General features: G+C 70.7%; 22 protein-coding genes, 1 tRNA gene and 1 pseudogene. 9 read left to right on the top strand and 15 right to left on the bottom strand.

Annotated elements, in window-relative coordinates; all coding sequences use genetic code 11:
• From BXA03_RS22555 to BXA03_RS22540, 4 genes are read right to left on the bottom strand one after another with little or no spacing between them, the layout of a single operon-like run.
• Window positions 1-792 carry an ABC transporter permease gene (locus BXA03_RS22555; protein WP_159444746.1) on the bottom strand — a complete coding sequence of 264 codons (792 nt, stop codon included), beginning with the start codon at window positions 790-792 and terminating at the stop codon, window positions 1-3.
• Window positions 792-1,706: an ABC transporter permease gene (locus BXA03_RS22550; protein WP_083716284.1), complete on the bottom strand. Its 915-nt coding sequence runs from the start codon at window positions 1,704-1,706 to the stop codon at window positions 792-794. Before BXA03_RS22550 ends, BXA03_RS22555 begins: the two co-directional genes overlap by 1 nt.
• Window positions 1,703-2,914: an isochorismatase family protein gene (locus tag BXA03_RS22545; protein ID WP_076511436.1), complete on the bottom strand. Its 1,212-nt coding sequence runs from the start codon at window positions 2,912-2,914 to the stop codon at window positions 1,703-1,705. The genes BXA03_RS22550 and BXA03_RS22545 overlap by 4 nt, the downstream gene beginning before the upstream one ends.
• Complete coding sequence (locus tag BXA03_RS22540) at window positions 2,911-3,951, bottom strand: ABC transporter substrate-binding protein (protein ID WP_159444745.1); 1,041 nt, start codon at window positions 3,949-3,951, stop codon at window positions 2,911-2,913. The genes BXA03_RS22545 and BXA03_RS22540 overlap by 4 nt, the downstream gene beginning before the upstream one ends.
• A 145-nt stretch (window positions 3,952-4,096) precedes the next feature.
• Here BXA03_RS22540 and BXA03_RS22535 point away from each other — a divergent pair, with 145 nt between their 5' ends.
• Window positions 4,097-4,501, top strand: a complete 405-nt coding sequence (locus BXA03_RS22535) for a group II truncated hemoglobin (protein WP_076511434.1) — start codon at window positions 4,097-4,099, stop codon at window positions 4,499-4,501.
• A gap of 16 nt (window positions 4,502-4,517) precedes the next feature.
• Here BXA03_RS22535 and BXA03_RS22530 read toward each other — a convergent pair whose 3' ends face one another.
• Entirely contained in the window at window positions 4,518-5,186 is a 669-nt protein-coding gene (locus tag BXA03_RS22530) for a Smr/MutS family protein (RefSeq protein ID WP_076511433.1), read from the bottom strand.
• A gap of 90 nt (window positions 5,187-5,276) precedes the next feature.
• Here BXA03_RS22530 and BXA03_RS22525 point away from each other — a divergent pair, with 90 nt between their 5' ends.
• On the top strand, window positions 5,277-6,251 hold the full coding sequence (locus BXA03_RS22525; protein ID WP_076511432.1) for a helix-turn-helix domain-containing protein: 975 nt from the start codon (window positions 5,277-5,279) through the stop codon (window positions 6,249-6,251).
• Between the two features lie 31 nt (window positions 6,252-6,282).
• Here BXA03_RS22525 and BXA03_RS22520 read toward each other — a convergent pair whose 3' ends face one another.
• From BXA03_RS22520 to radC, 10 genes are all read right to left on the bottom strand, one after another.
• Entirely contained in the window at window positions 6,283-7,302 is a 1,020-nt protein-coding gene (locus BXA03_RS22520) for a zinc-dependent alcohol dehydrogenase (protein ID WP_076511431.1), read from the bottom strand.
• A 2-nt stretch (window positions 7,303-7,304) separates the two neighbouring features.
• Window positions 7,305-8,129, bottom strand: a complete 825-nt coding sequence (locus BXA03_RS22515; protein ID WP_076511430.1) for an SDR family NAD(P)-dependent oxidoreductase — start codon at window positions 8,127-8,129, stop codon at window positions 7,305-7,307.
• 4 nt (window positions 8,130-8,133) lie between these two features.
• A complete protein-coding gene (locus BXA03_RS22510) occupies window positions 8,134-8,661 on the bottom strand; it encodes a 2,4'-dihydroxyacetophenone dioxygenase family protein (RefSeq protein WP_083716277.1) in 528 nt (175 codons plus the stop codon).
• Window positions 8,662-8,719: 58 nt separating this feature from the next.
• On the bottom strand, window positions 8,720-9,769 hold the full coding sequence (locus BXA03_RS22505; RefSeq protein ID WP_076511429.1) for a branched-chain amino acid ABC transporter permease: 1,050 nt from the start codon (window positions 9,767-9,769) through the stop codon (window positions 8,720-8,722).
• A gap of 50 nt (window positions 9,770-9,819) precedes the next feature.
• The gene (locus BXA03_RS22500) at window positions 9,820-10,680 is read right to left on the bottom strand and encodes a branched-chain amino acid ABC transporter permease (protein ID WP_076511428.1); all 861 of its coding nucleotides are present in this window, start codon (window positions 10,678-10,680) and stop codon (window positions 9,820-9,822) included.
• Window positions 10,667-11,410: an ABC transporter ATP-binding protein gene (locus BXA03_RS22495; RefSeq protein WP_076511427.1), complete on the bottom strand. Its 744-nt coding sequence runs from the start codon at window positions 11,408-11,410 to the stop codon at window positions 10,667-10,669. The genes BXA03_RS22500 and BXA03_RS22495 overlap by 14 nt, the downstream gene beginning before the upstream one ends.
• Window positions 11,407-12,144, bottom strand: coding sequence for an ABC transporter ATP-binding protein (locus BXA03_RS22490; protein WP_076511426.1), 738 nt, complete (start codon window positions 12,142-12,144; stop codon window positions 11,407-11,409). Before BXA03_RS22490 ends, BXA03_RS22495 begins: the two co-directional genes overlap by 4 nt.
• Window positions 12,145-12,152: 8 nt before the next feature.
• Complete coding sequence (locus tag BXA03_RS22485) at window positions 12,153-13,433, bottom strand: ABC transporter substrate-binding protein (RefSeq protein WP_076511425.1); 1,281 nt, start codon at window positions 13,431-13,433, stop codon at window positions 12,153-12,155.
• Window positions 13,434-13,487: 54 nt separating this feature from the next.
• A complete protein-coding gene (locus BXA03_RS22480; RefSeq protein WP_083716275.1) occupies window positions 13,488-14,276 on the bottom strand; it encodes an SDR family NAD(P)-dependent oxidoreductase in 789 nt (262 codons plus the stop codon).
• Between the two features lie 166 nt (window positions 14,277-14,442).
• A complete protein-coding gene (gene radC, locus BXA03_RS22475; RefSeq protein ID WP_076511424.1) occupies window positions 14,443-15,120 on the bottom strand; it encodes a RadC family protein in 678 nt (225 codons plus the stop codon).
• 97 nt (window positions 15,121-15,217) lie between these two features.
• On the opposite strand from radC, the gene BXA03_RS22470 reads away from it, so the two are divergent.
• From BXA03_RS22470 to BXA03_RS22440, 7 genes and pseudogenes are all read left to right on the top strand, one after another.
• A complete protein-coding gene (locus BXA03_RS22470) occupies window positions 15,218-15,676 on the top strand; it encodes an FKBP-type peptidyl-prolyl cis-trans isomerase (protein WP_076511423.1) in 459 nt (152 codons plus the stop codon).
• Entirely contained in the window at window positions 15,676-16,650 is a 975-nt protein-coding gene (ispH, locus tag BXA03_RS22465; RefSeq protein WP_076511422.1) for a 4-hydroxy-3-methylbut-2-enyl diphosphate reductase, read from the top strand. Before BXA03_RS22470 ends, ispH begins: the two co-directional genes overlap by 1 nt.
• Before the next feature lie 97 nt (window positions 16,651-16,747).
• The gene (locus BXA03_RS22460; protein WP_076511421.1) at window positions 16,748-17,740 is read left to right on the top strand and encodes a threonine/serine dehydratase; all 993 of its coding nucleotides are present in this window, start codon (window positions 16,748-16,750) and stop codon (window positions 17,738-17,740) included.
• Between the two features lie 16 nt (window positions 17,741-17,756).
• Entirely contained in the window at window positions 17,757-19,007 is a 1,251-nt protein-coding gene (locus BXA03_RS22455) for a DUF2254 domain-containing protein (RefSeq protein WP_143476418.1), read from the top strand.
• A gap of 4 nt (window positions 19,008-19,011) precedes the next feature.
• Window positions 19,012-20,343: a serine--tRNA ligase gene (gene serS, locus BXA03_RS22450; protein ID WP_076511420.1), complete on the top strand. Its 1,332-nt coding sequence runs from the start codon at window positions 19,012-19,014 to the stop codon at window positions 20,341-20,343.
• An 80-nt stretch (window positions 20,344-20,423) separates the two neighbouring features.
• A tRNA-Ser gene (locus tag BXA03_RS22445) sits at window positions 20,424-20,514 on the top strand.
• A gap of 162 nt (window positions 20,515-20,676) precedes the next feature.
• Window positions 20,677-20,870 (top strand): annotated as a pseudogene (locus tag BXA03_RS22440) (methionine synthase); the annotation flags it as partial.

The raw sequence follows: 20,870 nt of genomic DNA, 5'->3' as shown, positions 1-20,870 counted from the left end.
TCAGCTCCCCAGGATCTTCTTGAGGCCGAACATGCGTTCGACCACCAGCGCGATGGCCAGCGTGGCCAGGATCAGCATCGCGGAGATGGCCGCGATGGACGGGTCGAAGTTGTATTGCATGTAGGACATGATGGCGATGGGCAGCGTGGTGTGCTGGGCGCTGCCGAGGAAGAGCGAGACGGACACGTCGTCGAAGGAGAGGATGAAGCTCAGGATGGCGCCAGCGGCGATGGCGCCGCTCAACTGCGGCAGCAGGATGTGGCGCAGCACCTGCCAGCGCGAGGCGCCGAACACCATGCCGGCTTCTTCCAGCGTCGGGTCCATCCGCGTCAGGGCGGCCAGCACGGTGCGCAGCGTGTAGGGCAGCACGATCAGCGCATGGCCCAGCAGCAGGCGCAGCGGCGCGTTGCCGATGCCCAGGCCCGCCATGGCCACCAGCACCGCGATGCCGATCACGATGCCCGGCACGATCAGCGGCGACAGGAACAGCGACTCGACCAGCGTGCGCCCCGGCCAGCGTCCACGTGCGATGGCGAAGGCCGCGGCCACGCCCACCGGCAGCACCACCAGCGTGGCCGCCGCGGCCAGCCAGAGGCTGGTCACCAGCCCGCCCATGAAGTTGTCCGAGGCCAGGGCCTCGCCGTACCAGTGCAGCGACAGGTCGGTCGGCGGAAAGCTGGGCACCGGCCCGCCGTTGAACGAGACGATCACGACCATGACCAGCGGCGCGAGCAGGAAGACGTAGAGCAGCACCGTCAGCACGCGGATGCCCAGAGAGAGAAGTCGGTTCATCAGGCCAGGCTCCATTGGCGCGTGTACCAGCGGCTCCAGCCCACCACGGCCAGCAGCAGGGCCAGCGTGGCGGCCAGCAGCACGGCCACCATGGTGGCGCCGAAGTGCCAGTTCATCGTGACCGAGAACTGCTGGTAGATGAAGGTGGTCATCAGCCCCGAGCGGCTGCCGCCCATGAGCGCCGGCGTGACGTACGAGGACATCGACAGGCTGAAGACGATGATGGTGCCGCTGGCCAGGCCAGGCACCGCGAGCGGCAGGATCACGTGGCGGAACACATGCCAGCGCGAGGCACCGAGCGTGGCCGCGGCCTCGGTGAGCAGGGGGTCGATGCGGTCCAGCGCGCCCAGCAGCGATAGCACCATGAAGGGCAGGAACACATGCACCAGCCCGATGAGCACGGCCGGTTGGGTGTACATGATGCGCAGGGGCTCGTCCGTCAGGCCCAGCGCCATGAGCACGCTGTTGAGCGCGCCCTTGTCGCCGAGCAGCACCACCCAGCCATAGGTGCGCGCGACGATGCTCACCAGCAGCGGCGCGAGGATCATCACCAGCAGCATGCCCCGCACCGAGGGCCGCGCCCGCCATACCGACAGGCCCAGCACCATGCCGAACACCGCGGTGAGAAGGGTGGTCAGCGCCGACAGCCCCAGCGTGCGGCCGACGATTCCCAGGTAGAAGTCGCTGCGCATCAGGCGCGCGTAGTTGGCCAGCGTGAGTTCGGCGACCGGCGCGATGACGCCGGGCTCGGGCGGGTTCAGGCTCATCCACAGCACCTGGCCCAGCGGCAGGAACAGGCCGAGCACCAGCAAGGCCAGGCCGGGCAGCACCAGCAGGCCCACGGGCGGCCGGCGCCGCGCCGGGGCGACGACGGTGAGAGAGTCGGGCGCCAGGATGGCGGCGTGCGCGGTCATGGGCCGGCGTCCTGCGGCGCAGTGTGGCTCTGCAGCGCCTGCGCGATACGGGCCACGGGCTCGACCAGCGCGAAGTAGGTGCGCATCTGTTCGAGAGACGCCTCGTGCAGCGCCACCACCGAGTTCTTCACGCCCACGGCGTCTTCGGCGACCACGACGTGGAAGTCCAGCATGGAGGCGTCGCGCACCGTCGATTCGACGCAGCAGTTGGTGGTCACGCCCGCCACGATCAGGGTGCGGATGCCACGGGCGCGCAGCATCACTTCCAGCGGGGTATCGACGAAAGCGCTGAAGCGGTGCTTGGTGATCTGCAGCTCGCCCTCGCGCGGCGCGGCGGCCGCCAGCGGCTGACCGCCCCAGCTGCCGGGCAGGCAGACCTCCACCTCGCCGGGCGCGAACTGGTGGGCGTCGTCCACCTCGGTGGCCGACAGGCTCCAGACGGCGCCTTCGCGCGTGCGTGTGCTCGGAAAGCGGTAGGGCGAGCCCACATTGCGCACATGCTGGCCGTACTCGGCATGCACATGCACCACGGTGCAGCCTGCCGTGCGGGCCGCGTCCAGCAGCGCCGGTACCTGGGCCACGGCGGCCTGCACCAGCGGCATGGCTTCGCGCCGGCCGGTGGCGCCGTCGGGGCTGACGAAGTCGTTTTGCACGTCGATCAGCAGCAGCGCAGTGTGCGACGGTGCGACGCGTTGCTCCAGCGTGCGCAGCCAGCGCGAATGCTTGACCTCGGGCTGCCAGCTGCGCGGCGCTTCCGGCGTGGCGGGCCATTGCCGCGCGATGGCGGCGTGGGTGTCGGCACCGACGGCCGCCTGCGCCTGCATGCCGCGGGCGCGCGCATCGCGCAGCAGGCTGGCGAGAGCCAGGTCCAGCTGCACGCCGGCCACCACCAGCTGCTCGATGGCGTTGGCACGCAGCAGCAGGTTGAGCGTGCTGGCGCCGAAGACGCCGGTGTCCGGCGCGCGGACCACGAACTCGTGCGGGCCCGGCCGCGGGGCCAGGGCTTCCGGCCAGGGGAAGGCGGCTTCGACCGGCGCGATGAAGACAGTGAACACGCGGGCCGCACGCGCGGCCTGCAGCAGCGCGGCCAGATCCTCCAGCGCGGCGGGCGGCGCGTCACGCAAGGCGGCGCAGGCAGGAATCACCAGCGCGGTCGCGAAAGGCGCGGCGTCCTGCGCCGCTTCATCCAGGGGCTGCTCGGCGATCAACCTGCGATCTCCTGGTTCCAGCGGTCGGTGATCTCGGACATCTGCGGGATGACCTTGCCCCAGTCGAAGAGCTTGAGCTGTTCGAGGGCCGGCACGCGCTCGGCCGCCTTGCCGCTCAGGCGGGCCAGGCGGTTGGTGGGGCCGGCGATCACGGCGTTGCAGAAGGCCTCCTGCACTTCCTTGCCGAGCGCATGGTCGATGAACTGCATGCACAGCTCCGCGTTGGGCGTGTTGCGCGCCACGTGGTAGGAGACCATGCCCACCATCGAGCCGTCCTTGGGGAAGACGAACTTCACGGGCTTGCCGCTGTCGATGAGCGCGTAGGCCGGGATGTTGGTGGTCATCGCCACCACCGAGACCTCGCCGGTGTCAAGCATCTGCATCGCATCGGTGGAGCCGCTGAAGAAGCGGCGGATGTTGGGCCGAAGCTCGCGCAGGGCCTTGAAGCCGGGGTCGAGGTTGCCCTCGTCGCCACCGCGCGTGCGGGCGGCGGCGACCAGCATCTCCCAGCTGCCCCAGACGCCGATGTTGGGCACGGTGACGCGGCCCTTGAGGGCCGGGTCCCACAGGTCGCTCCAGGCCTGCGGCGGCTTCTTCACCAGGTCGGTGCGGTAGGCGATGCCGTAGGCCACATAGTCCAGGCCGACCGCCTCCTTGCGGAACTGGTCGAACCACATCGGATGCACGTTGCGGATGTTGGGGATCTTCTCGGGCGACAGCGGCATGCCGATGCCGGCGCGCACCGCCTTGATGCTGTCCGGGTAGGGCAGCAGCAGCATGTCGATCTCGGGCTTGGCCCGGTTGACCATGCCGTTGGTCAGCCACTCGCTGGCCGTGCCCAGCTTGAGCGCGACCTTCACGCCCAGCTTCTTCTCGAAGCTGTCGACGATGGCGGCGCGGTAGTTCTTTTCCCAGACGCCCCCGAAGACGGTGGAGGTGAGGCCCCCTGCGGCGCGGGCCGGCAGGGCGAGTCCCACCGTCAGCGAGGAGGCGGCGCCGAGGAAATGGCGTCGGGAGAAGGCGTCGCTCATGGTCATGCTCATCACTCCTTGTTCAATATATTGAACTGATTTCAATATGTAGAACAAACTCGAGCAAGACACATGCCAGTGTCCCGGGCCGGGAAGGGGGTGGCATCGCACCGATTCCGGGCATGCGGCAGGCGGCGCGGACAATCGCCGCATGCAGATTCAGGAAAAGCCGCCCTTCGACACGCCCTTCGAGTGGATCGGCGGCGAAGACAAGATCCGCGCCATGGTCGAGCGCTTCTACGACTTGATGGAGCTGGAGCCGAAGTACGCGGACCTGCGCGCCGCGCACGGCCCCAGCCTGGACAACGCGCGACAGCGGCTGACGTGGTTCCTCACCGGATGGATGGGCGGGCCGCAGCACTACACCGAGCGCTTCGGCCATCCTCGGCTGCGGGCGCGGCACATGCCCTTTCCCATCGGTATCAAGGAACGCGACCAGTGGCTGGCCTGCATGGACCAGGCCATGGGCGAGACGGGCGTCCCCGAAGGGCTGCGGGCTCGCCTGCGCGATTCCTTCTTCCAGACCGCGGACTGGATGCGCAACAAGGGCGTCTGAGCGCCCCTGCCTTCCTTCAGCGTCCCGCAGGCGCCAGCAGCACCACCAGTGCGCCGGCGCCGCCTTCGGCCGGCTTGGCCTGCACGAAGGCCAGCACTTCCTTCTTCTGGATCAGCCAGCGCTGCGCCTTGGTCTTGAGCACGGGCTGCTTGCCGGGCGAGCCCAGGCCCTTGCCGTGCACCACGCGCACGCAGCGCACGCCGTGGCGGTGGGCCTCGCGGATGAAGCCACCCAGGGCTTCGCGCGCCTCGTCGCTGCGCATGCCGTGCAGGTCCAGCTGGCGCTGGATGGACCAGTCGCCCGAGCGCAGCCGGCGCGTCACGTCCAGGCCCACGCCGGGGCGGCGGAAGCTCATCTGGTCGTCGGCGTCCAGCAGCGTGGTGACGTCGAACTCGTCGCTGATCGCCTCGCGCAGGGCGCGGGCCTCATCGAGGTGGAACTGCGTGGCCACCGGCGCCGGCCGCTCCTTGGTCAGCACGACCATGGGTTTGTGCTTGAGCGGCTTGGTGGCGCCCGTGTCCGCGCCGATGGCGCGGGCAAAGAGGTTCTGGCGCGCCTGGCTCTGCTCTTCCAGCTGCTGCTGGCGCAGGGCCTCGGCCGCCTCGCGCGCGCGGTCCTCGGCCAGCTGGCGCTGCACCTGCTTGAGGTCGGCAAGGCTCTTGAGGGCCGGGGGCTTGGGGGGCATCGGGGCAGTGTCGCATGGGGTCTGGCCGTGGCGCCGGCCTCGGGGGAAGTCCCGACCGCGCGCCAGGGGTGATCTGCTTCAATCGCCCGGATGCATGCCTTCCCCGAACATCGGTGCTTCATCGACACCGTGCCCGTGCCGCCCGAGGAGCGCGTGCGCTATTGGGAAGAGCGCTGCCGCGAGCAGCTGGTCAGCTTCCGCTGTTCGCCGCATGCCGACGAGGGCCTGCTGGCCCAGCAGATCTGTGTGGAGGCCGGCTCGCTGCGCATCGGCCGCACCCGCGCCAATGCGCATGTGATCGAGCGCACGCCGGAGTCGATCCGCGCCTTTCCGCGCGAATCCATCTTCATGAACCTGGTGCTGGCCGGCGGCGTGTTCGCCTACCAGCGCGGCCATGCGGCCAAGCTGACGGCGGGCGGACTGATGGTCTACGACGCGCGCTACCCCTACCTGCTGGGCGGGGCGCCGGGCTTCGACATCATCCACCTCGACATTCCGGCCGAGCTGTTTCGTGCCCGCTTCGGCCGCGAGGACATGAGCCACCCGCTGCAGCTGGACGAGGCCGATGGCGCGAGCCGCCTCTACCGCCAGGCCCTGCAGCGCCTGCTGCTCGATGCGATGGGCGACGCGCCCGCCCGCGCCGACGGCGCCGTGGCCATCGACGAGGCGGTGTGCGAACTGCTGGGCGCGGTGATGGGCCAGGCCCAGGGGCCGCTGCCGCTGTCGGCCATGAGCGCGGGCCACCTGCTGGCGGCGCGCGAATACATCGAGGCCCACCTGGACGAGGAAGGCCTGGCGGCGCACGACGTGGCGGCGCACGTGGGCATCTCCGAGCGCCACCTGCGCCGGCTGTTCGCCGCGCAGGACACCTCGGTGGCCGACCACATCCTGCAGCGCCGGCTGGAGCGCGCCCACCGCCTGCTGCAGGAGCGGCAGGCGCGGCGGCTCACCATCGCTGAGACGGCCTACCGCTGCGGCTTCAGCAACCACGCGCATTTCTCGCGCGTGTTCAAGCAGCGCTACGGCCTGACGCCGAGCGAGCTGGCGGCCCGCGCCGCGCACTGAGCGGCTGGGCGCGGCGCCGACGGCCCGGCGCTCAGCCGAAGGGATCGACCAGCACCTTGCACTGCCCGCTGCGCACGCGCAGGGCCTCGAAGGCCTCGGGCATGGCGTCCAGGCCCACGGTGCCGGACACCAGGGCCAGCGGTGCGGCCTGGCCGGCGTCCAGCGCGTCCAGCGTGCGTTCGAACTCGGGCATGCCGAAGAAGACCGACATGGCGATCTGCACTTCCTTCGAGATGGCACGGAAGGCATCGAAATGGTCCGTCGCCGTGCACAGGCCCAGCACGGCCACGGTGCCGCGCGGGCGCACCAGGCCGATGCAGTGGTCGATGAGCCCCGGCCGGCCCACGCATTCGAAGACGATGTCGGGCGGGCCGCCGAGGGCCGCGTCCAGGCGCGCGGACTGTTCGGCGGCGTCCATGTCGGCCGTGGCCAGGAAGGCGGTCGCGTCCAGGGCCAGCGCGCGGTCCTGCTGATGGGCCAGCAGGTCCAGCACCGCGACATGCGTGGCGCCCAGGCGCCGTGCCCAGTAGGCCACCGCCAGGCCGATGGCCCCCGCGCCCACCACGGCCACGCGCTGCCCCGGCTGCAGGCCGGCGCGCATGACGCCGTGCAGGGCCACGGCCAGCGGCTCGGCCAGCGCCGCATCGGCCAGCGACACGTCCGCCGGCAGCCTGCGGCATTGCTGCGGCAGCAGCGCGGCGTATTGCGCATAGCCGCCCATGGTCAGGCGGAACTGGCTGCACCAGGCCGGCTCGCCGCGCAGGCAGGACTCGCAGCGGCCGCAGCCGGCCAGCGGCGCCACGCTCACCAGGTCGCCCACGCGCAGGCCCTGCACCTCGGGGCCCACCTCGAGCACCTCGCCCGAGATCTCGTGCCCCAGCACGTCGCCGGCGCGGGCGCCGAACACCGCGTCCTGCGTGATGTGCAGGTCGCTGCCGCAGATGCCGCAGCGGCAGACCTTGAGCACAAGCTGGTTGCGCTCGGGCACCGGGTCGTCCACGTCGGTGACGCGCAGCGGGCGGTTCAGCGCCTCGAAGATCGCCGCCTTCATGGTCAGTCGGTCCGGCCGAGCATCTGCCCGCCGTCGATCACGATCTGCGCACCCGTGACGAAGGACGAGGCGTCCGAGGCCAGGTACAGCGCCAGCGGCTTGATCTCCTCGGTGTCGGCCACGCGGTGCATGGGCACGCGCAACTCGAAGGCGGCGCGGTCGGCCGGGTTGCGCAGCCGGCCGCCGGCGATGTTGGTGGCGAAGGGGCCGGGCGCGATGGCGTTCACGCGGATGCCGTAGCGCGCCAGCTCCATCGCGGCCTGTCGCACCAGCGAGGCCGCGCCGGCCTTGGCCGGCATGTAGGGCGTGCCGACGATGGCCTCGTTGATGATGGCCACATTGGACGTGGTCACGACGATGCTGCCCTTGCCGCGCGGCTTCATCAGCCGGGCGGCGGCGCGCAGGCTGGTGAACACCGAGCCCAGGTTGGTGGCGATCACCGCGTCCCAGTGCCGCTCGTCCAGGCCCTCCAGCGCGCCTTCGGGGTTGCGTTCGTGCTCGGGCGTGAGGAAGCCGGGGCCGGCGTCGATGCCGGCGTTGGCGAACAGCACGTCCAGCCCGCCGTGGGCCTGGGCGCTGCGGTCGAAGGCGGCGTACATCGCGGGCCGGTCGGTCACGTCGACCACCTCGGCGCGCACGTCGGCGCCCTGCTCGCGCAGGCGCGCCACGGCGGCGTCCAGCCGCTCGCGGTTCAGGTCGAACAGGCTGACGCGCGCGCCCTGCTCGGCCATGGCCTCGGCATAGGCCAGGCCGATGCCGCTGGCGGCGCCGGTGACGACGCAGGCACGCCCGCGCACGTCGAACATCTCTTGCAGGCTGCGGGCCATGGCGTCAGAGGAACAGGCTCTTGTTGATCGGCAGGCCATGGGCCCGGCAGTGCGACACGTAGTGGTTGATGAACCAGAACACGTCGAAGGTGTCGGTGAGCTGACCGGCATCGTCGAAGAACTCGATGGCGCCGTTGATCCAGAACATGGCCTTCATGCCCTTGGGATCGTCGGAGTAGAGGGTGTGGGCGGTGCCGGGCGTCTCGTAGACGAAGCTGCCGGGCGTGGCCACCCAGTCGTATTCGTAGTAGCCCCAGCTGCCTTCCAGCGTGATGGCCGACACCGCGCCGCGGTGGCGGTGGGTGCCGATGCGCCCGCCGCCCTTGACCCACAGGATGTTGGCCACGGCGCCGCTGCGCACGTCGAAGGACAGGTGGCGGATGGCGGCGCTCTCGCCGAAGGGCACCCAGGGCGAGTCCTGCTCGCTCGGGCCGACGAAGCCGCCCTCCAGGCCGAACTCGTCGACGATGGGCTGGTGCGGCTCGGGCGGCAGGGCGATGAGGCCGGGGCGGGGGGTGATGACGGTGCTCATGGGATGTCTCCGTGTCGTGGGTGCGGAAAGGCGAGGGAAGAACAGAAAAGGGCGGGGCTCAGCGCGGCCCCGCCAGCCGGCGGCGCAGGGCGAACCAGGGCGCGTCCACGCGCTGGCTCCACAGGCCCCACAGCCCCTGGCGGGCATACAGCGCCACCAGCAGCGTGAGCAGGCCCAGCACCACCATGTAGGGCGTGCCGTACTGGCCGAACAGCCGGTCGGCCGCGAAGTACAGCAGGGCGCCGACCAGCGGCCCTTCGATGGTGCCGATGCCGCCCACCATGACGATGAAGATGCAGATCGACGACCAGTTGGGGTCGAAGCCCGCGGCCGGCGAGATGCGCAGCGCGCTCAGGTAGTACACGGCGCCCGCGAGCCCGGTGCCGGCGGCCGCCGCCACGTAGACCAGAAAGCGCAGCCGCACCACGTTCACGCCCTGGCTGGCCGCGGCCACCGGGTTGTCGCGCATGGCGGTGAGGGCCAGGCCGAAGCGCGAACGCATCAGCAGCACGCTGCCGCCCACGGTCAGCAGCAGCAGCGTGGCGGCCAGCCAGGCGGCGCCCAGCTCGCGGGCCTCGGGGCTGTAGGCCGCCATGGCGCGCAAGGTCATGCCCGAGCCGGAGCCCACGTAGTCCTGCGTGGAGACGAAGAGCCGGCAGGCCTCGGCTACCACCCAGGTGCCGATGGCGAAGTAGGGCCCGTCCAGCCGGTGCAGCAGGCCGTAGGCGGGCACGGCCAGCAGCATGGGCGCGACCACGCACAGGCCGGCGGCCAGGAAGGGGTCCACGCCGAACTTGTTGGCCAGCACGAACATGGCATAGCCCGCCACGCCGACGAAGGCCTGCTGGCCCACCGACACCAGCCCGGCGTAGCCGGCCAGCAGGTTCCACATCTGGGCCAGGGCGATGTAGCAGGCCAGCTCCACCACCGAGCGGATCAGGCCGCTGTCGGCCCACCAGGGCATGGCGTACACCGCCACCACCGCCGCCAGCGCGAGCGTCGTGGCGATGCGACTGGAGCGGCTGTGGCGCTGCACGGTCACGGGGGGCGGCGCGGCGGCCGGGCGGCCCGCAGTTGCGGCGAGAGAGGTCGGGAAGGTGGCGCTCATGGCAACTTCAGTGGGGGTGTGCGAGGACATGGGGCGTTCCGAAGCCGGCCTCAGGCCCGCCGCGCAGTCAGCCCCTGCGGCCGGAAGGCCAGCATGCCGAGGAAGACCAGGTGCCCGGCCAGCACGCCCCAGCCGGCGTCGATGCGAAAGCCGATGGCCTGGGCGATGCCCAGCACCATGGCCCCGGCGAAGGCGCCCCAGATGGAGCCCATGCCGCCGATGATCACGGCCTCGAAGGCATAGATCAGCTGCGCCGGCCCGTCGGTGGGCGACACCGTGGCCCGCAGCGACTGGCACAACGCCGCCACGCCCAGCATGCCCACCGCCAGCGCGGTGGCCAGGGCATAGACGCGCCGGGGGTTCACACCGCTGATGGAGGCCGCTTCCGGGTCGGCCGAGGCGGCGCGCAGCGCGCGGCCGAAGGCGGTGCGACGCAGCGTCAGGTCCAGCCCCGCGCTCATGGCCAGGGCGGCCAGGAAGATCAGCACCGGCAGCAGGCCCACGTAGAGCGGGCCGATGGCCAGGCTCTCGGCCTCCAGCCCGCCGCCGGGCAGGCTGCGGTTGTCGGCGGACCACACGGCCAGCATCAGGTTCTGCAGCGCGATCGACAGGCCATAGGTGGCGATGAGCGAGGGCAGCGGGTCGTTGCCCAGCACCTTGTTGAGCACCAGCCGCTGCAGCAGCCAGCCCAGCGCCAGGGCGATGGGCACCAGCAGCGCGAGCACCATCGACGGGCCGAGGGCCAGCGCGCCGGCCGCGCTGACGCCCAGCAGCGCCAGCAGCACCACCAGGTCGCCATGGGCGGTGTTGACGATGCGCATGACGCCGAACATCAGCGCCATTCCCAGGGCGTATTGGGCATACATGCCGCCCAGCAGCAGGCCCTGCACCAGTGCATCAAGCCATGGCATGGTGGCTTCCTCCGAAATAGGCCTGTGCGATGGCTTCGCGCGTGACGGCGGCCGAATCGCCCTGCAGCGTGATGCGGCCTTCGAGCATGCAATACAGGCGCTGCGAGCTGTGCTGGGCCAGGCCCACGTCCTGCTCGACCAGCACGATGGCGGTGCCGGCGGCGGTGATCTGCGGCAGCGCGGCATGGATCTCGCGCACCACCTTCGGCGCCAGGCCCAGCGACAGTTCGTCGCACAGCAGCACGCGCGGCTGCAGCAGCAGGGCGCGGCCGATGGCCACCATCTGCTGCTGGCCGCCGGAGAGCGACTCCACCGGCGTGCGGCGCTTGTCGCGCAGGATGGGGAAGAGCGCGTACAGCCGCTCCAGCGTCCAGGCATCGGCCGCGGCGCGCAGGGCGAGGGCCCGGGCCTGATCGATGGCCACGCGCAGGTTGTCTTCCACCGACATGCCGGTGAACAGGCGCCGGCCTTCCGGCACCATGGCCAGGCCGCGGCGCACGATCTCGTGGGCCGGCAGGCCGCCGATGGCCTCGCCGCCCAGCTGCACCATGGGGCGGGCCACGGGCAGCAGGCCGGTCAGGCTGCGTAGCAGGGTGGACTTTCCGGCGCCGTTGGCGCCGATCAGGGCCACCACCTCGCCGGCCGCCAGCTCGAAGTCGATGCCGAACAGGGCCTGGAAGTCGCCGTAGCGGGCCTGCAGGCCGTGGGTGGAGAGCAGTGAATCAGTCACGCATGCGCCTCCAGCCCCATGTACACGCGCTGCACCTCGGCGCTGGCCATCACCTCGGCCGGCGCGCCCTCGGCGATCTTCTGACCGAAGTTCAGCACCATCAGCCGGCCGGCCACCGCCATCAGGGCGTTGAGCACGTGCTCGATCCAGACCACGGTGACGCCGCTGTCGCGGATCTGGCGCACCAGCGCCACCAGCTGTTTCGACTCCTCGTCGGTCAGGCCGCCGGCGATCTCGTCGAGCAGCAGCAGGCGCGGGCCGCTGGCCAGGGCGCGGGCCAGCTCCAGGCGCTTGCGGTCCAGCAGCGGCAGGCCGCCGGCCAGCTGGTTGGCGCGCGCGGCCAGGCCGCATTCGTCCAGGATGCGGGCGCAGCGCGCCTGCGCCGCGGCCTCGGGCTGGCGGCCGCCGAAGAGGGCGGCCACCAGCAGGTTCTCGAACACCGTCATGCCGCCGTAGGGGCGCGGCACCTGGTAGGTGCGGCCGATGCCCAGGCGGCAACGCTGGAAGGGCGGCTCCTTGCCCAGCGGCCGGCCGTCGAAGCGCATCTGCCCGGCGTCGGGCGCGATGTCGCCGCTGATGAGGTTGAACAGCGTGGTCTTGCCCGCGCCGTTGGGGCCGAGCACGCCCAGCACCTCGCCGGCCCGCACGTCGAAGTCCAGCCCCTGCACGACGCGCACCGCGCCGAAGGACTTGGCCAGGCCCCGGGCCTGGAAGAGCACCGCACCGTCTTGCATGGCCCTGCTCAACCCTGGATGGGCTGCAGATTGCCCTGCACCGGCACCAGCTTGCCGCTGACGTTGTCCACGATCTTGAGGTCGTAGCGGTACTTCTGGCCGCGCACCCACTGGCCGCCCACGATGGGCGTCTTGCAGATGTTGGGCGTGGGGCCGCCCTTGAACTTGATGGGGCCGGCCATGGTGGTCAGGTCGGTCTCGGTGATGGCCTGGCGGATGGCCTCGCGGCTGGTCGGGTCCTTGGCGCGCTTGAGGGCGTCCAGCGCCACTTCCCACAGCGCGTGGGCATAGCCCAGCGGCTGCGTCCACTGCTTCTTCATCTCGGCCTCCCAGTCGGCGGCCAGCTTCTGGCCGGTCTCGCCGGTGAGCGAGGACTTGAAGGGGAAGGCCGGCGTCCACCACACCTCGGTGCTCATGCCGTTGCCCAGATCGCCCATCGACTCCACGCCCGAGGGGAAGAGCAGCGCCGCCGCCACCGTGACCACCTTGGGCTTGAACTGCTGCTGGCGCGACTGCGTGATGAAGGTCTTGAGGTCCACCGGGTAGGTGATGCCGCCGACGATCTCCACGCCGTTCTTCTTGAACTCGGCGATCTGCGCGCTGAAGTCGTTGGTCAGCGGCTGGAAGGAGCTGGGAATGACGGTCTGGAAGCCGGCCTTGCTCACCGCCGGGGGCAGGCCCCATTCCTTGTTGCCCCAGGCCTCGCCGTCGGCATTGCGCGGGAACAGCATGCCCACCTTGCGGTTGGTCTCCACCTGGCCCCACATGCTGGTGAAGGTGGCGAGCACGTCCTCCAGGCCCCAGAAGAAGTGGTACGTCCACTTGAAGGGCTTGTCGGCCGAGCCGCCACGCGGGAAGACGAAGCTCTGCCACGGCGCCTGGCTGGACAGGCAGGGCACGCCGTTGAGCTCGCACTGGTCGGCCACCGGATTGATGGCATCGGTGGTGGAGGCCGGCAGCATCAGCGCCACCTTCTCGTTGAGGATCAGGTTGCCCGCCAGCTCGGCCGCCTTGTTGGGGTTGGACTGGCTGTCGCGCACCAGGATCTCCACCGGATGGCGCGTGCCGTTGATGGTCAGCCCGTCCTTGAGCAGCGCCTGGATGCGCGCGACCGTGTACTTGTCGGTCTCGCCGAAGGGCGCCAGCGGGCCGGTGAGCGGGCTGATGTAGCCGATGCGGATGGTCTTGCCCTGTTGGGCGCGGGCGAGCGCCGGCAGGCCCAGCACGGGGCTGGCGGCCAGGCCCTGCACGAGGCGGCGGCGGCGAAGGGAAGTGGGCATGGTGGTCATGGGGGCGTGTCTCCGGGGGTTGTGGGGCTTGTTGTGTGACAGGGAATGACGGACTCAGCCGGCCAGGTAGCCGCCGTCCACGGGGACGATGGCGCCGGTCATGTAGCGGGCGGCGGGGCTGCAGAGAAAGGCGGCGACGGCGGCCACCTCCCCGGCCTCGCCCCAGCGGCCCAGGGGCGTGCGCTGCGCGATGGCCTGGCGGGCGGCGTCCTCGCCGCGCATGGCGTCGGCCTGCGCCGTGCGGATCCAGCCCGGCGCCACGGCGTTGACCCGCACGCCGACGCGGGCGTAGTTCTGTGCCAGCGAGCGGGTGAGCTGGATCAACGCGCCCTGGCTGGCGGCGAAGGCGGGCCGGTCGGCACTGCCGGCCAGGCCCAGCACCGAGGCCACGTTCACGATGGCCCCGTGGCGCTGGGCCAGCGCCGGCAGCGCGCGGGTGCAGGCATACATGGCGCTGTCGAGGTTGTGCGCCATCACCTGCCCGAAGGCGCCGCGCTCGTACTCGTCGCGCTCCAGGCTCAGGCCGGCGGCGTTCACCAGCATGTCCAGCGCGGGCAGGGCGTCGAGCCGGGCGGCGACGGTGTCTTCGTCGCGCGGGTCGACTTCATGCACCTCGATGCCCGCATGGCACGGCACCGCGCCGCCGCCGCGGCTGTCGCCGAAGGCCGTGACCTGCGCGCCCAGCCGGGCGAGCAGCAGCGCGGTCGCGCCGCCGATGCCGGTGCCGGCCCCGGTCACCACTGCCGTGCGGCCGGCCAGCAGGCCGGGCGCGAAGCTGTCGCCGGGTGCCGCGGCGGGCGGTACGGCGGGCAGGTCGTCGAAGTGGAAGGGACTGCGGTTCATGGGGCGTCTGGGTGCCGGGGCAGTCTAGGAACGGCCCGCGACGACGCCTTGCCTGGAACGGCCACGTCCTTTGCCGAATCAGGACCTGAGGGGCAGGACAAACCCGCAGCCGGCGCGCCGGTGCGCGTTGGCCGTCAGCCCGGGTTCAGGGCCGGGCCGCCGCCCCTCACAGCTCGCCGTGGGCGGCCATCGAATGGAAGCGCCCCGGCCCCACGATCACATGGTCCAGCACGCGGATGTCGAGCAGGGCCAGCGCCGCCTTGAGTGCGTCGGTGAGCTGCTGGTCGGCCCGCGAGGGCTGCACGTCGCCGCTGGGATGGTTGTGGGCCAGCACGACGGCTGCGGCGCCATGGTGCAGGGCGCGCTGCACCACCTCGCGCGGGTAGACGCTGGTCTGCGACAGCGTGCCGCGGAACAGCTCTTCCATGGCCAGCAGGTGGTGGCGCGTGTCGAGGAAGAGCACCGCAAACACCTCGTGCGGCTTGTGGGCCAGGTGCAGCTGCAGGTACTCGGCCACGGCATCGGGCGTCTCGAAGGCCGGGCGCTCGGCCAGGCGCTGGGCCATGGCGCGCCGGGCCAGTTCCATCACCGCTAGCAGCTCGGCCCGCTTGGCGGTGCCGCCCAGGCCGCGGATCTGGCGCAGCGCCTCGCCGTCGGCATGGAGCAGGCCGGCGATGCCGCCGCAGGCATCGAGCACGTCCTGCGCCAGCTGCAGCACATGCCGGCCCGCGAGGCCGGTGCGCAGCAGCAGCGCCAGCAGTTCGGTGTCGCTCAGCGCGGCGGGGCCGCGCGCGAGCAGCTTCTCCCGCGGGCGCGCGTCGGCCGGCAGGTCGTGGAATGCCATGTGGATCCTCCCCGGGGGCTGTGGCGTCGACGGCCCTACGGCGCGGCGGTCCAACCCCCTCCTTTAAACTCGCGAGCCAGTTTATCGGGGGCCTCCCTTGTCTTCGTCCACCCAAATCCCCGTGGTGCAGCCCGGCTCCTTCCTCACGCTGCACTACCGCCTGGCCGGCCCGGCCGGCGACATCATCAACACCTTCAACGACAAGCCCGCCACGCTGTCGCTGGGCGCTGGCGAACTCTCGCCCGCCGTCGAGCAGCGCCTGCTGGGCCTGGAGGAAGGCACGCACACCACGTTCGCGCTGCCGGCCGGCGAGGCCTTCGGCGAGCGCAACCCCGAGATGCAGCAGTGGGTGGCGCGCACGCTGCTCGCGCAGCTGGGCGACCCCGACGAGCAGTACGCCGTCGGCGACGTGGTGCAGTTCCCCACGCCCGATGGCGCCGGCAGCTATGCCGGGGCCGTCGTCGCGCTGTCGGACAGCGCGGTGCAGTTCGACTTCAATCATCCATTGGCGGGCCAGCCGGTGACCTTCGAGGTGCGCCTGATCGGCGTCCTGTGATGAGCACGGACACCGCGCTGAACGAAATCCTCCTGGCCGAGCCACGCGGCTTCTGCGCGGGCGTGGACCGGGCCATCGAGATCGTGGAACGGGCGCTGGCCAAGTTCGGCGCGCCCATCTACGTACGCCACGAGATCGTGCACAACACCTACGTGGTCAACGACCTCAAGGCCAAGGGCGCGATCTTCATCGAAGAGCTGGACGAGGTGCCGCCCGGCGCCACGCTGGTCTTCAGCGCCCATGGCGTGAGCAAGGCGGTGGAGAACGAAGCGCGTGCGCGGGGCTTCTCCATCTTCGACGCCACCTGCCCGCTCGTGACCAAGGTGCATGTCGAGGTCGCCAAGCTGGCCAAAGAAGGCTACGAGTTCATCATGATCGGCCACAAGGGGCATCCCGAAGTCGAGGGCACGATGGGCCAGCTCTCCAGCGGCATCCACCTCGTCGAGGACGTCGAAGACGTGGCCCATGTGCAGCCGGGCCAGACCGACAAGCTGGCCGTCGTCACGCAGACCACGCTGAGTGTGGACGATGCCGCCGAGATCGCCGCGGCCGTGCGGGCGCGCTTTCCCAAGGTGCGCGAGCCCAAGCAGCAGGACATCTGCTATGCCACCCAGAACCGGCAGGACGCGGTCAAGCTGCTGTCGCCCCAGGTCGACGTGGTGATCGTCGTGGGCAGCCCCACCAGCTCCAACAGCAACCGCCTGCGCGAGCTGGCCGAGCGGCTGGGTACGGCGGCCTACATGGTCGACTCGGCCGCCGAGCTGCAACCCGAATGGTTCGAGGGCCGCGCGCGCGTGGGCTTGACGGCCGGCGCCTCGGCGCCTGAGGTGCTCGTGGCCGAGGTCATCGAGCGCATCAAGTCGCTGGGGGCGGTGTCGGTGCGCAGCCTGCCGGGCGTGGAGGAGCATCTCAAGTTCCCGCTGCCCAAGGGCCTCAAGCTGGACGACCAGCCGCCGTTGCACCACATCTCCTGAGCCTTCCGGGACGTTTCTGCACGAGCGCCATGGCGCGCCGGTCAATGCCTCCCGTCAGCCGGCCGCACGATGCGGCCGGCGCCACTTTCGAGCCACCATGACGTCTTTGACTCTCTCTTCCCACGGTTCGCACGATTCCCAGGGCTGGCGCCCCGACATCGAAACCGCCGCCCGTCGCCTGCAGCAGGACGGCCGCGGCTTCGTGCGCGAGACGCCGCTGTGGCGCCTGCCCGCCTCGGCGCTGGGCCTGGACGCGCCCGGTGCCGAGGTCTGGCTCAAGCTGGAGCATCTGCAGTCGGGTGGCAGCTTCAAGGCCCGCGGCATGATGAACCGGCTGCTGGCCAACCCCATTCCTGAGGCCGGCGTCGTGGTCGCCTCCGGCGGCAACGCCGGCATCGCGACCGCAGGCGCTGCACGGGCGCTGGGCGTGCCCTGCGAGGTCTTCCTGCCCGGCGTCTCGCCCGAGGCCAAGCGCCAGAAGCTGCGCGACCTGGGCGCCACCGTCAACGTGGTCGGCGAGCTGTATGTGGATGCGCTCGAAGCCTGCCTGGCCCGTCAGAAGGCCACCGGCGCATTGCTGACCCATGCCTACGACCAGCCCGAAGTGGTGGCCGGCGCCGGCACGCTGGGCCGCGAGATCGAGGCCCAGGCCGGCGGCGTGCCCGATGCGGTGCTGGTCAGCGTGGGCGGCGGCGGCCTGATCGGTGGCCTGGCCGGCTGGTTCGAGAGCCGCACGCGCGTCATCGCGCTGGAGCCCGAGGGCTCGCCCACGCTCTACCGCGCCCGCGAGGCCGGCGAGCCGGTCGATGTGGCCGTGGGCGGCCTGGCCGCCGATTCGCTGGGCGCGCGCCGCATCGGCGACATCGCGTGGCAGATCGCGCAACAGCACGTGCCCGAGGCGCTGCTGCTGACCGAGTCCGCCATCCGCGACGCCCAACAGTGGCTGTGGAAGGAGATGAAGCTGGCCGTCGAGGCCGCCGCCGCGCTGCCGCTGGCCGCGCTGCACAGCGGCGCCGTGCGCCTGCAGCCGGGCCAGCGCGTCTGCCTGATCGTCTGCGGCGCCAACGTCGATCCGGCGACGGTCGTCTGAACCCGGCACGCGCACCATGAGCATGCCCGCCTGGCGACTGCTTCTGCGCCGCACGGCGCGGCGCATCTGGTTCCGCTCGGTCGTCTTCAGCCTGGTGGCCGTGCTGCTGGCAGTGGCGGCACGCTACCTGGCGCCCTGGCTGCCCGAGCACTTCGAGGGCAACATCGGCCAGGACTCGGTGGGCGGCATCCTGCAGATCCTGGCCTCGTCGATGCTGGCGGTGACCACCTTCTCCCTCACCGCCATGGTGTCGGCCTATTCGTCGGCCACCACGCTGGCCACGCCGCGCGCCACGCAGCTGCTGATCCAGGACCCGACCTCGCAGAACGCGCTCTCGACCTTCCTGGGCGCCTTCCTGTTCTCCATCGTCGGCATCATTGCCCTGTCGACCGGCTTCTATGGCGACCGGGGGCGGGTGATCCTGTTCGTCGGCACGCTGGCCGTGGTGGCGCTGATCGTGTTCACGCTGCTGCGCTGGATCGCGCATCTCACGGCCTTCGGCCGCATGTCGGACGTGATCGACCGGGTGGAGCGCGCGGCCATCGACGCCATCCGCGACTGGCGCGAAGCGCCGCACCTGGGCGGGCGGCCGGCCGTGCCGGTGCCGGCGGGCGCCTGGCCGGTCTTCGGCGAGCGCACCGGTTACGTCACGCATGTGGACGTCGGCGCGCTGCAGCGCATCGCCGCGCAGGCCGACCTGCGCCTGCACGTGGCCGTGCTGCCCGGCACGCTGGTGCATCCGCAGCGGCCGTTGCTGCGGGCTGAGGGCCTGGCCGACGATGACTGCCGCGCCGCGCTGGCCCGCGCCTTCACGGTCGAGCGCCACCGCAGCTTCGACCACGATCCGCGCCTGGGCCTGGTCACGCTGGCCGAGATCGGCAGCCGCGCGCTGTCGGCGGCCGTCAACGACGCCGGCACCGCCATCGAGGTGATCGACGCGCAGCACCGCGTCTTCCGCGCGGTGCTCGAGCGCCTTGACGATGCATCGGACGCGACCGAGTGCGACCGCGTCTTCGTGCCGCTGCCCACCATGGCCGACCTCCTGGAAGACGCCTTCCGTCCCCTGGCACGCGACGGCACCGGCGCCATCGAGGTGTCGATCCGCCTGCAGAAGACGCTGGCCGCGCTGGCCGAGTCCGCGCCGGCCCACGCCGAGGTCATTGACGCCATGGCCCGCCAGGCTTTCGACCGCGCCAGCGCGGCCTTCGCCAGTGACGCCGACCGCGATGCGCTCACGCAGGCCACGCAGGGCCGTTTCCTACAATGAGCCGATGCTCGACATCACTCTCCTGCGCAAGGACCTGCCTTCGGTCGTCGCGCGCCTCGAATCCCGCAAGAAGAACCAGCCCTACCTCGACGTCGCGCGCTTTTCCGCCCTGGAAGCCGAGCGCAAGCAACTGCAGACGCGCACCGAGGAGATCCAGGCCCGCCGCAACGCGCTGAACAAGCAGATCGGCCCGCTCAAGGCCAAGGGCGAGTCGGTCGATGCGCTGATGGCCGAGGTCAACGCGCTCAAGGCCGAGCAGGAATCGTCCGCCGTGCGCCTCGATGCGCTGCAGCCCGAGCTGCAGGCCCTGCTGCTGGCCGTGCCCAACCTGCCGCACGAAAGCGTGCCGCAGGGTGCCGACGAAGCGGGCAACGTCGAAGTGCGCCGCTGGAGTCCCGTGGGCGGGGAGGGCGGCAACGCCCCCCAGCTCGGCTTTGCGGCCCGTGACCATGTGGCACTGGGCGAACCGCTGGGCCTGGACTTCGAGATGGGCGTCAAGCTCGCCGGCTCGCGCTTCACCGTCATGAAGGGCGCCATCGCCCGCCTGCACCGCGCGCTGGCGCAGTTCATGATCGACCTGCAGACGCAGCAGCACGGCTACACCGAGTGCTACGTGCCCTACATCGTCAACGGCGAGACGCTGCGCGGCACGGGCCAGTTGCCCAAGTTCGAGGGCGACCTGTTCGCCGCCAAGAAGGGCGGCCAGGACGGCGAGCCGGTGCCCGACCTGTCGGCGCTCTACCTCATTCCCACCAGCGAAGTGCCGCTGACCAACTTCGTGCGCGACACCGTCGTGCCCGAATCGCAGTTGCCCATCTGCCTGACGGCCCACACGCCGTGCTTCCGCTCCGAGGCGGGCAGCGCCGGCCGCGACACGCGCGGCATGATCCGCCAGCACCAGTTCGACAAGGTCGAGATGGTGCAGATCGTGCACCCGGAGAAGAGCTACGAGGCCCTGGAAGAAATGACCCGCCATGCCGAGGCGGTGCTGCAGGCGCTGGAGCTGCCCTACCGCGTGGTGCTGCTGTGCACCGGCGACATGGGCTTCGGCTCGTCCAAGACCTACGACCTGGAAGTGTGGATTCCGGCGCAGGACACCTACCGCGAGATCAGCTCCGTCTCCAATTGCGAGTCCTTCCAGGCGCGCCGGTTGCAGGCCCGCTTCAAGAACGCGCAGGGCAAGAACGAACTGCTGCACACCTTGAACGGCTCCGGCCTGGCCGTGGGCCGTGCACTGGTCGCGGTGCTGGAGAACCACCAGCAGGCCGACGGCAGCATCGCCATCCCGAAGGCGCTGCGCCCCTACCTGGGCAACCAGGCCGTGCTGCGCGCTTGAACGATTCGTGGGTCACCCGCTTCCCAGCGGGCTGAAAGCCTGCATATAATGCGAGGCTTCGACTGAAGCGCACAGCTTGTGGAGAGGTGGCAGAGTGGTCGAATGTACCTGACTCGAAATCAGGCGTACGGTTTCCCCGTACCGTGGGTTCGAATCCCACCCTCTCCGCCAGTATCTATTTAAAAACAATAACTTAGGTGAGAACTGGGAAGCTTGTCCCACAAAAAGTCCCACTTAATGCAAAGCCGCAAACCGCAAGGTTGCGGCTTTTTTTTGTTCGTGTGCTGCAGGTTGCAGCCACGTCTCACCCATTGCTCGGAAGGAAAGCCCTCTATGTTCGAAACCTCCATCGCCGGCAGCCTGCCGAAGCCCGCCTGGCTTGCCGAGACTCAGAAGCTCTGGCCCGAGTGGCGCTCTGAGGGTGAGGCACTACGACAGGCCAAGGCCGACGCGACGCTCCTCTGGATCAAGGCCCAGGAAGACGCGGGCCTCGACATCGTGGGCGATGGCGAGCAGTCGCGCCAGCA

This window comes from Pseudacidovorax sp. RU35E (assembly GCF_900156165.1).
GTDB lineage: Bacteria > Pseudomonadota > Gammaproteobacteria > Burkholderiales > Burkholderiaceae_C > Xenophilus.
The sequence above is the reverse complement of the archived record's forward strand: the minus strand, read 5'-3'. Positions and strand labels throughout refer to the sequence as shown.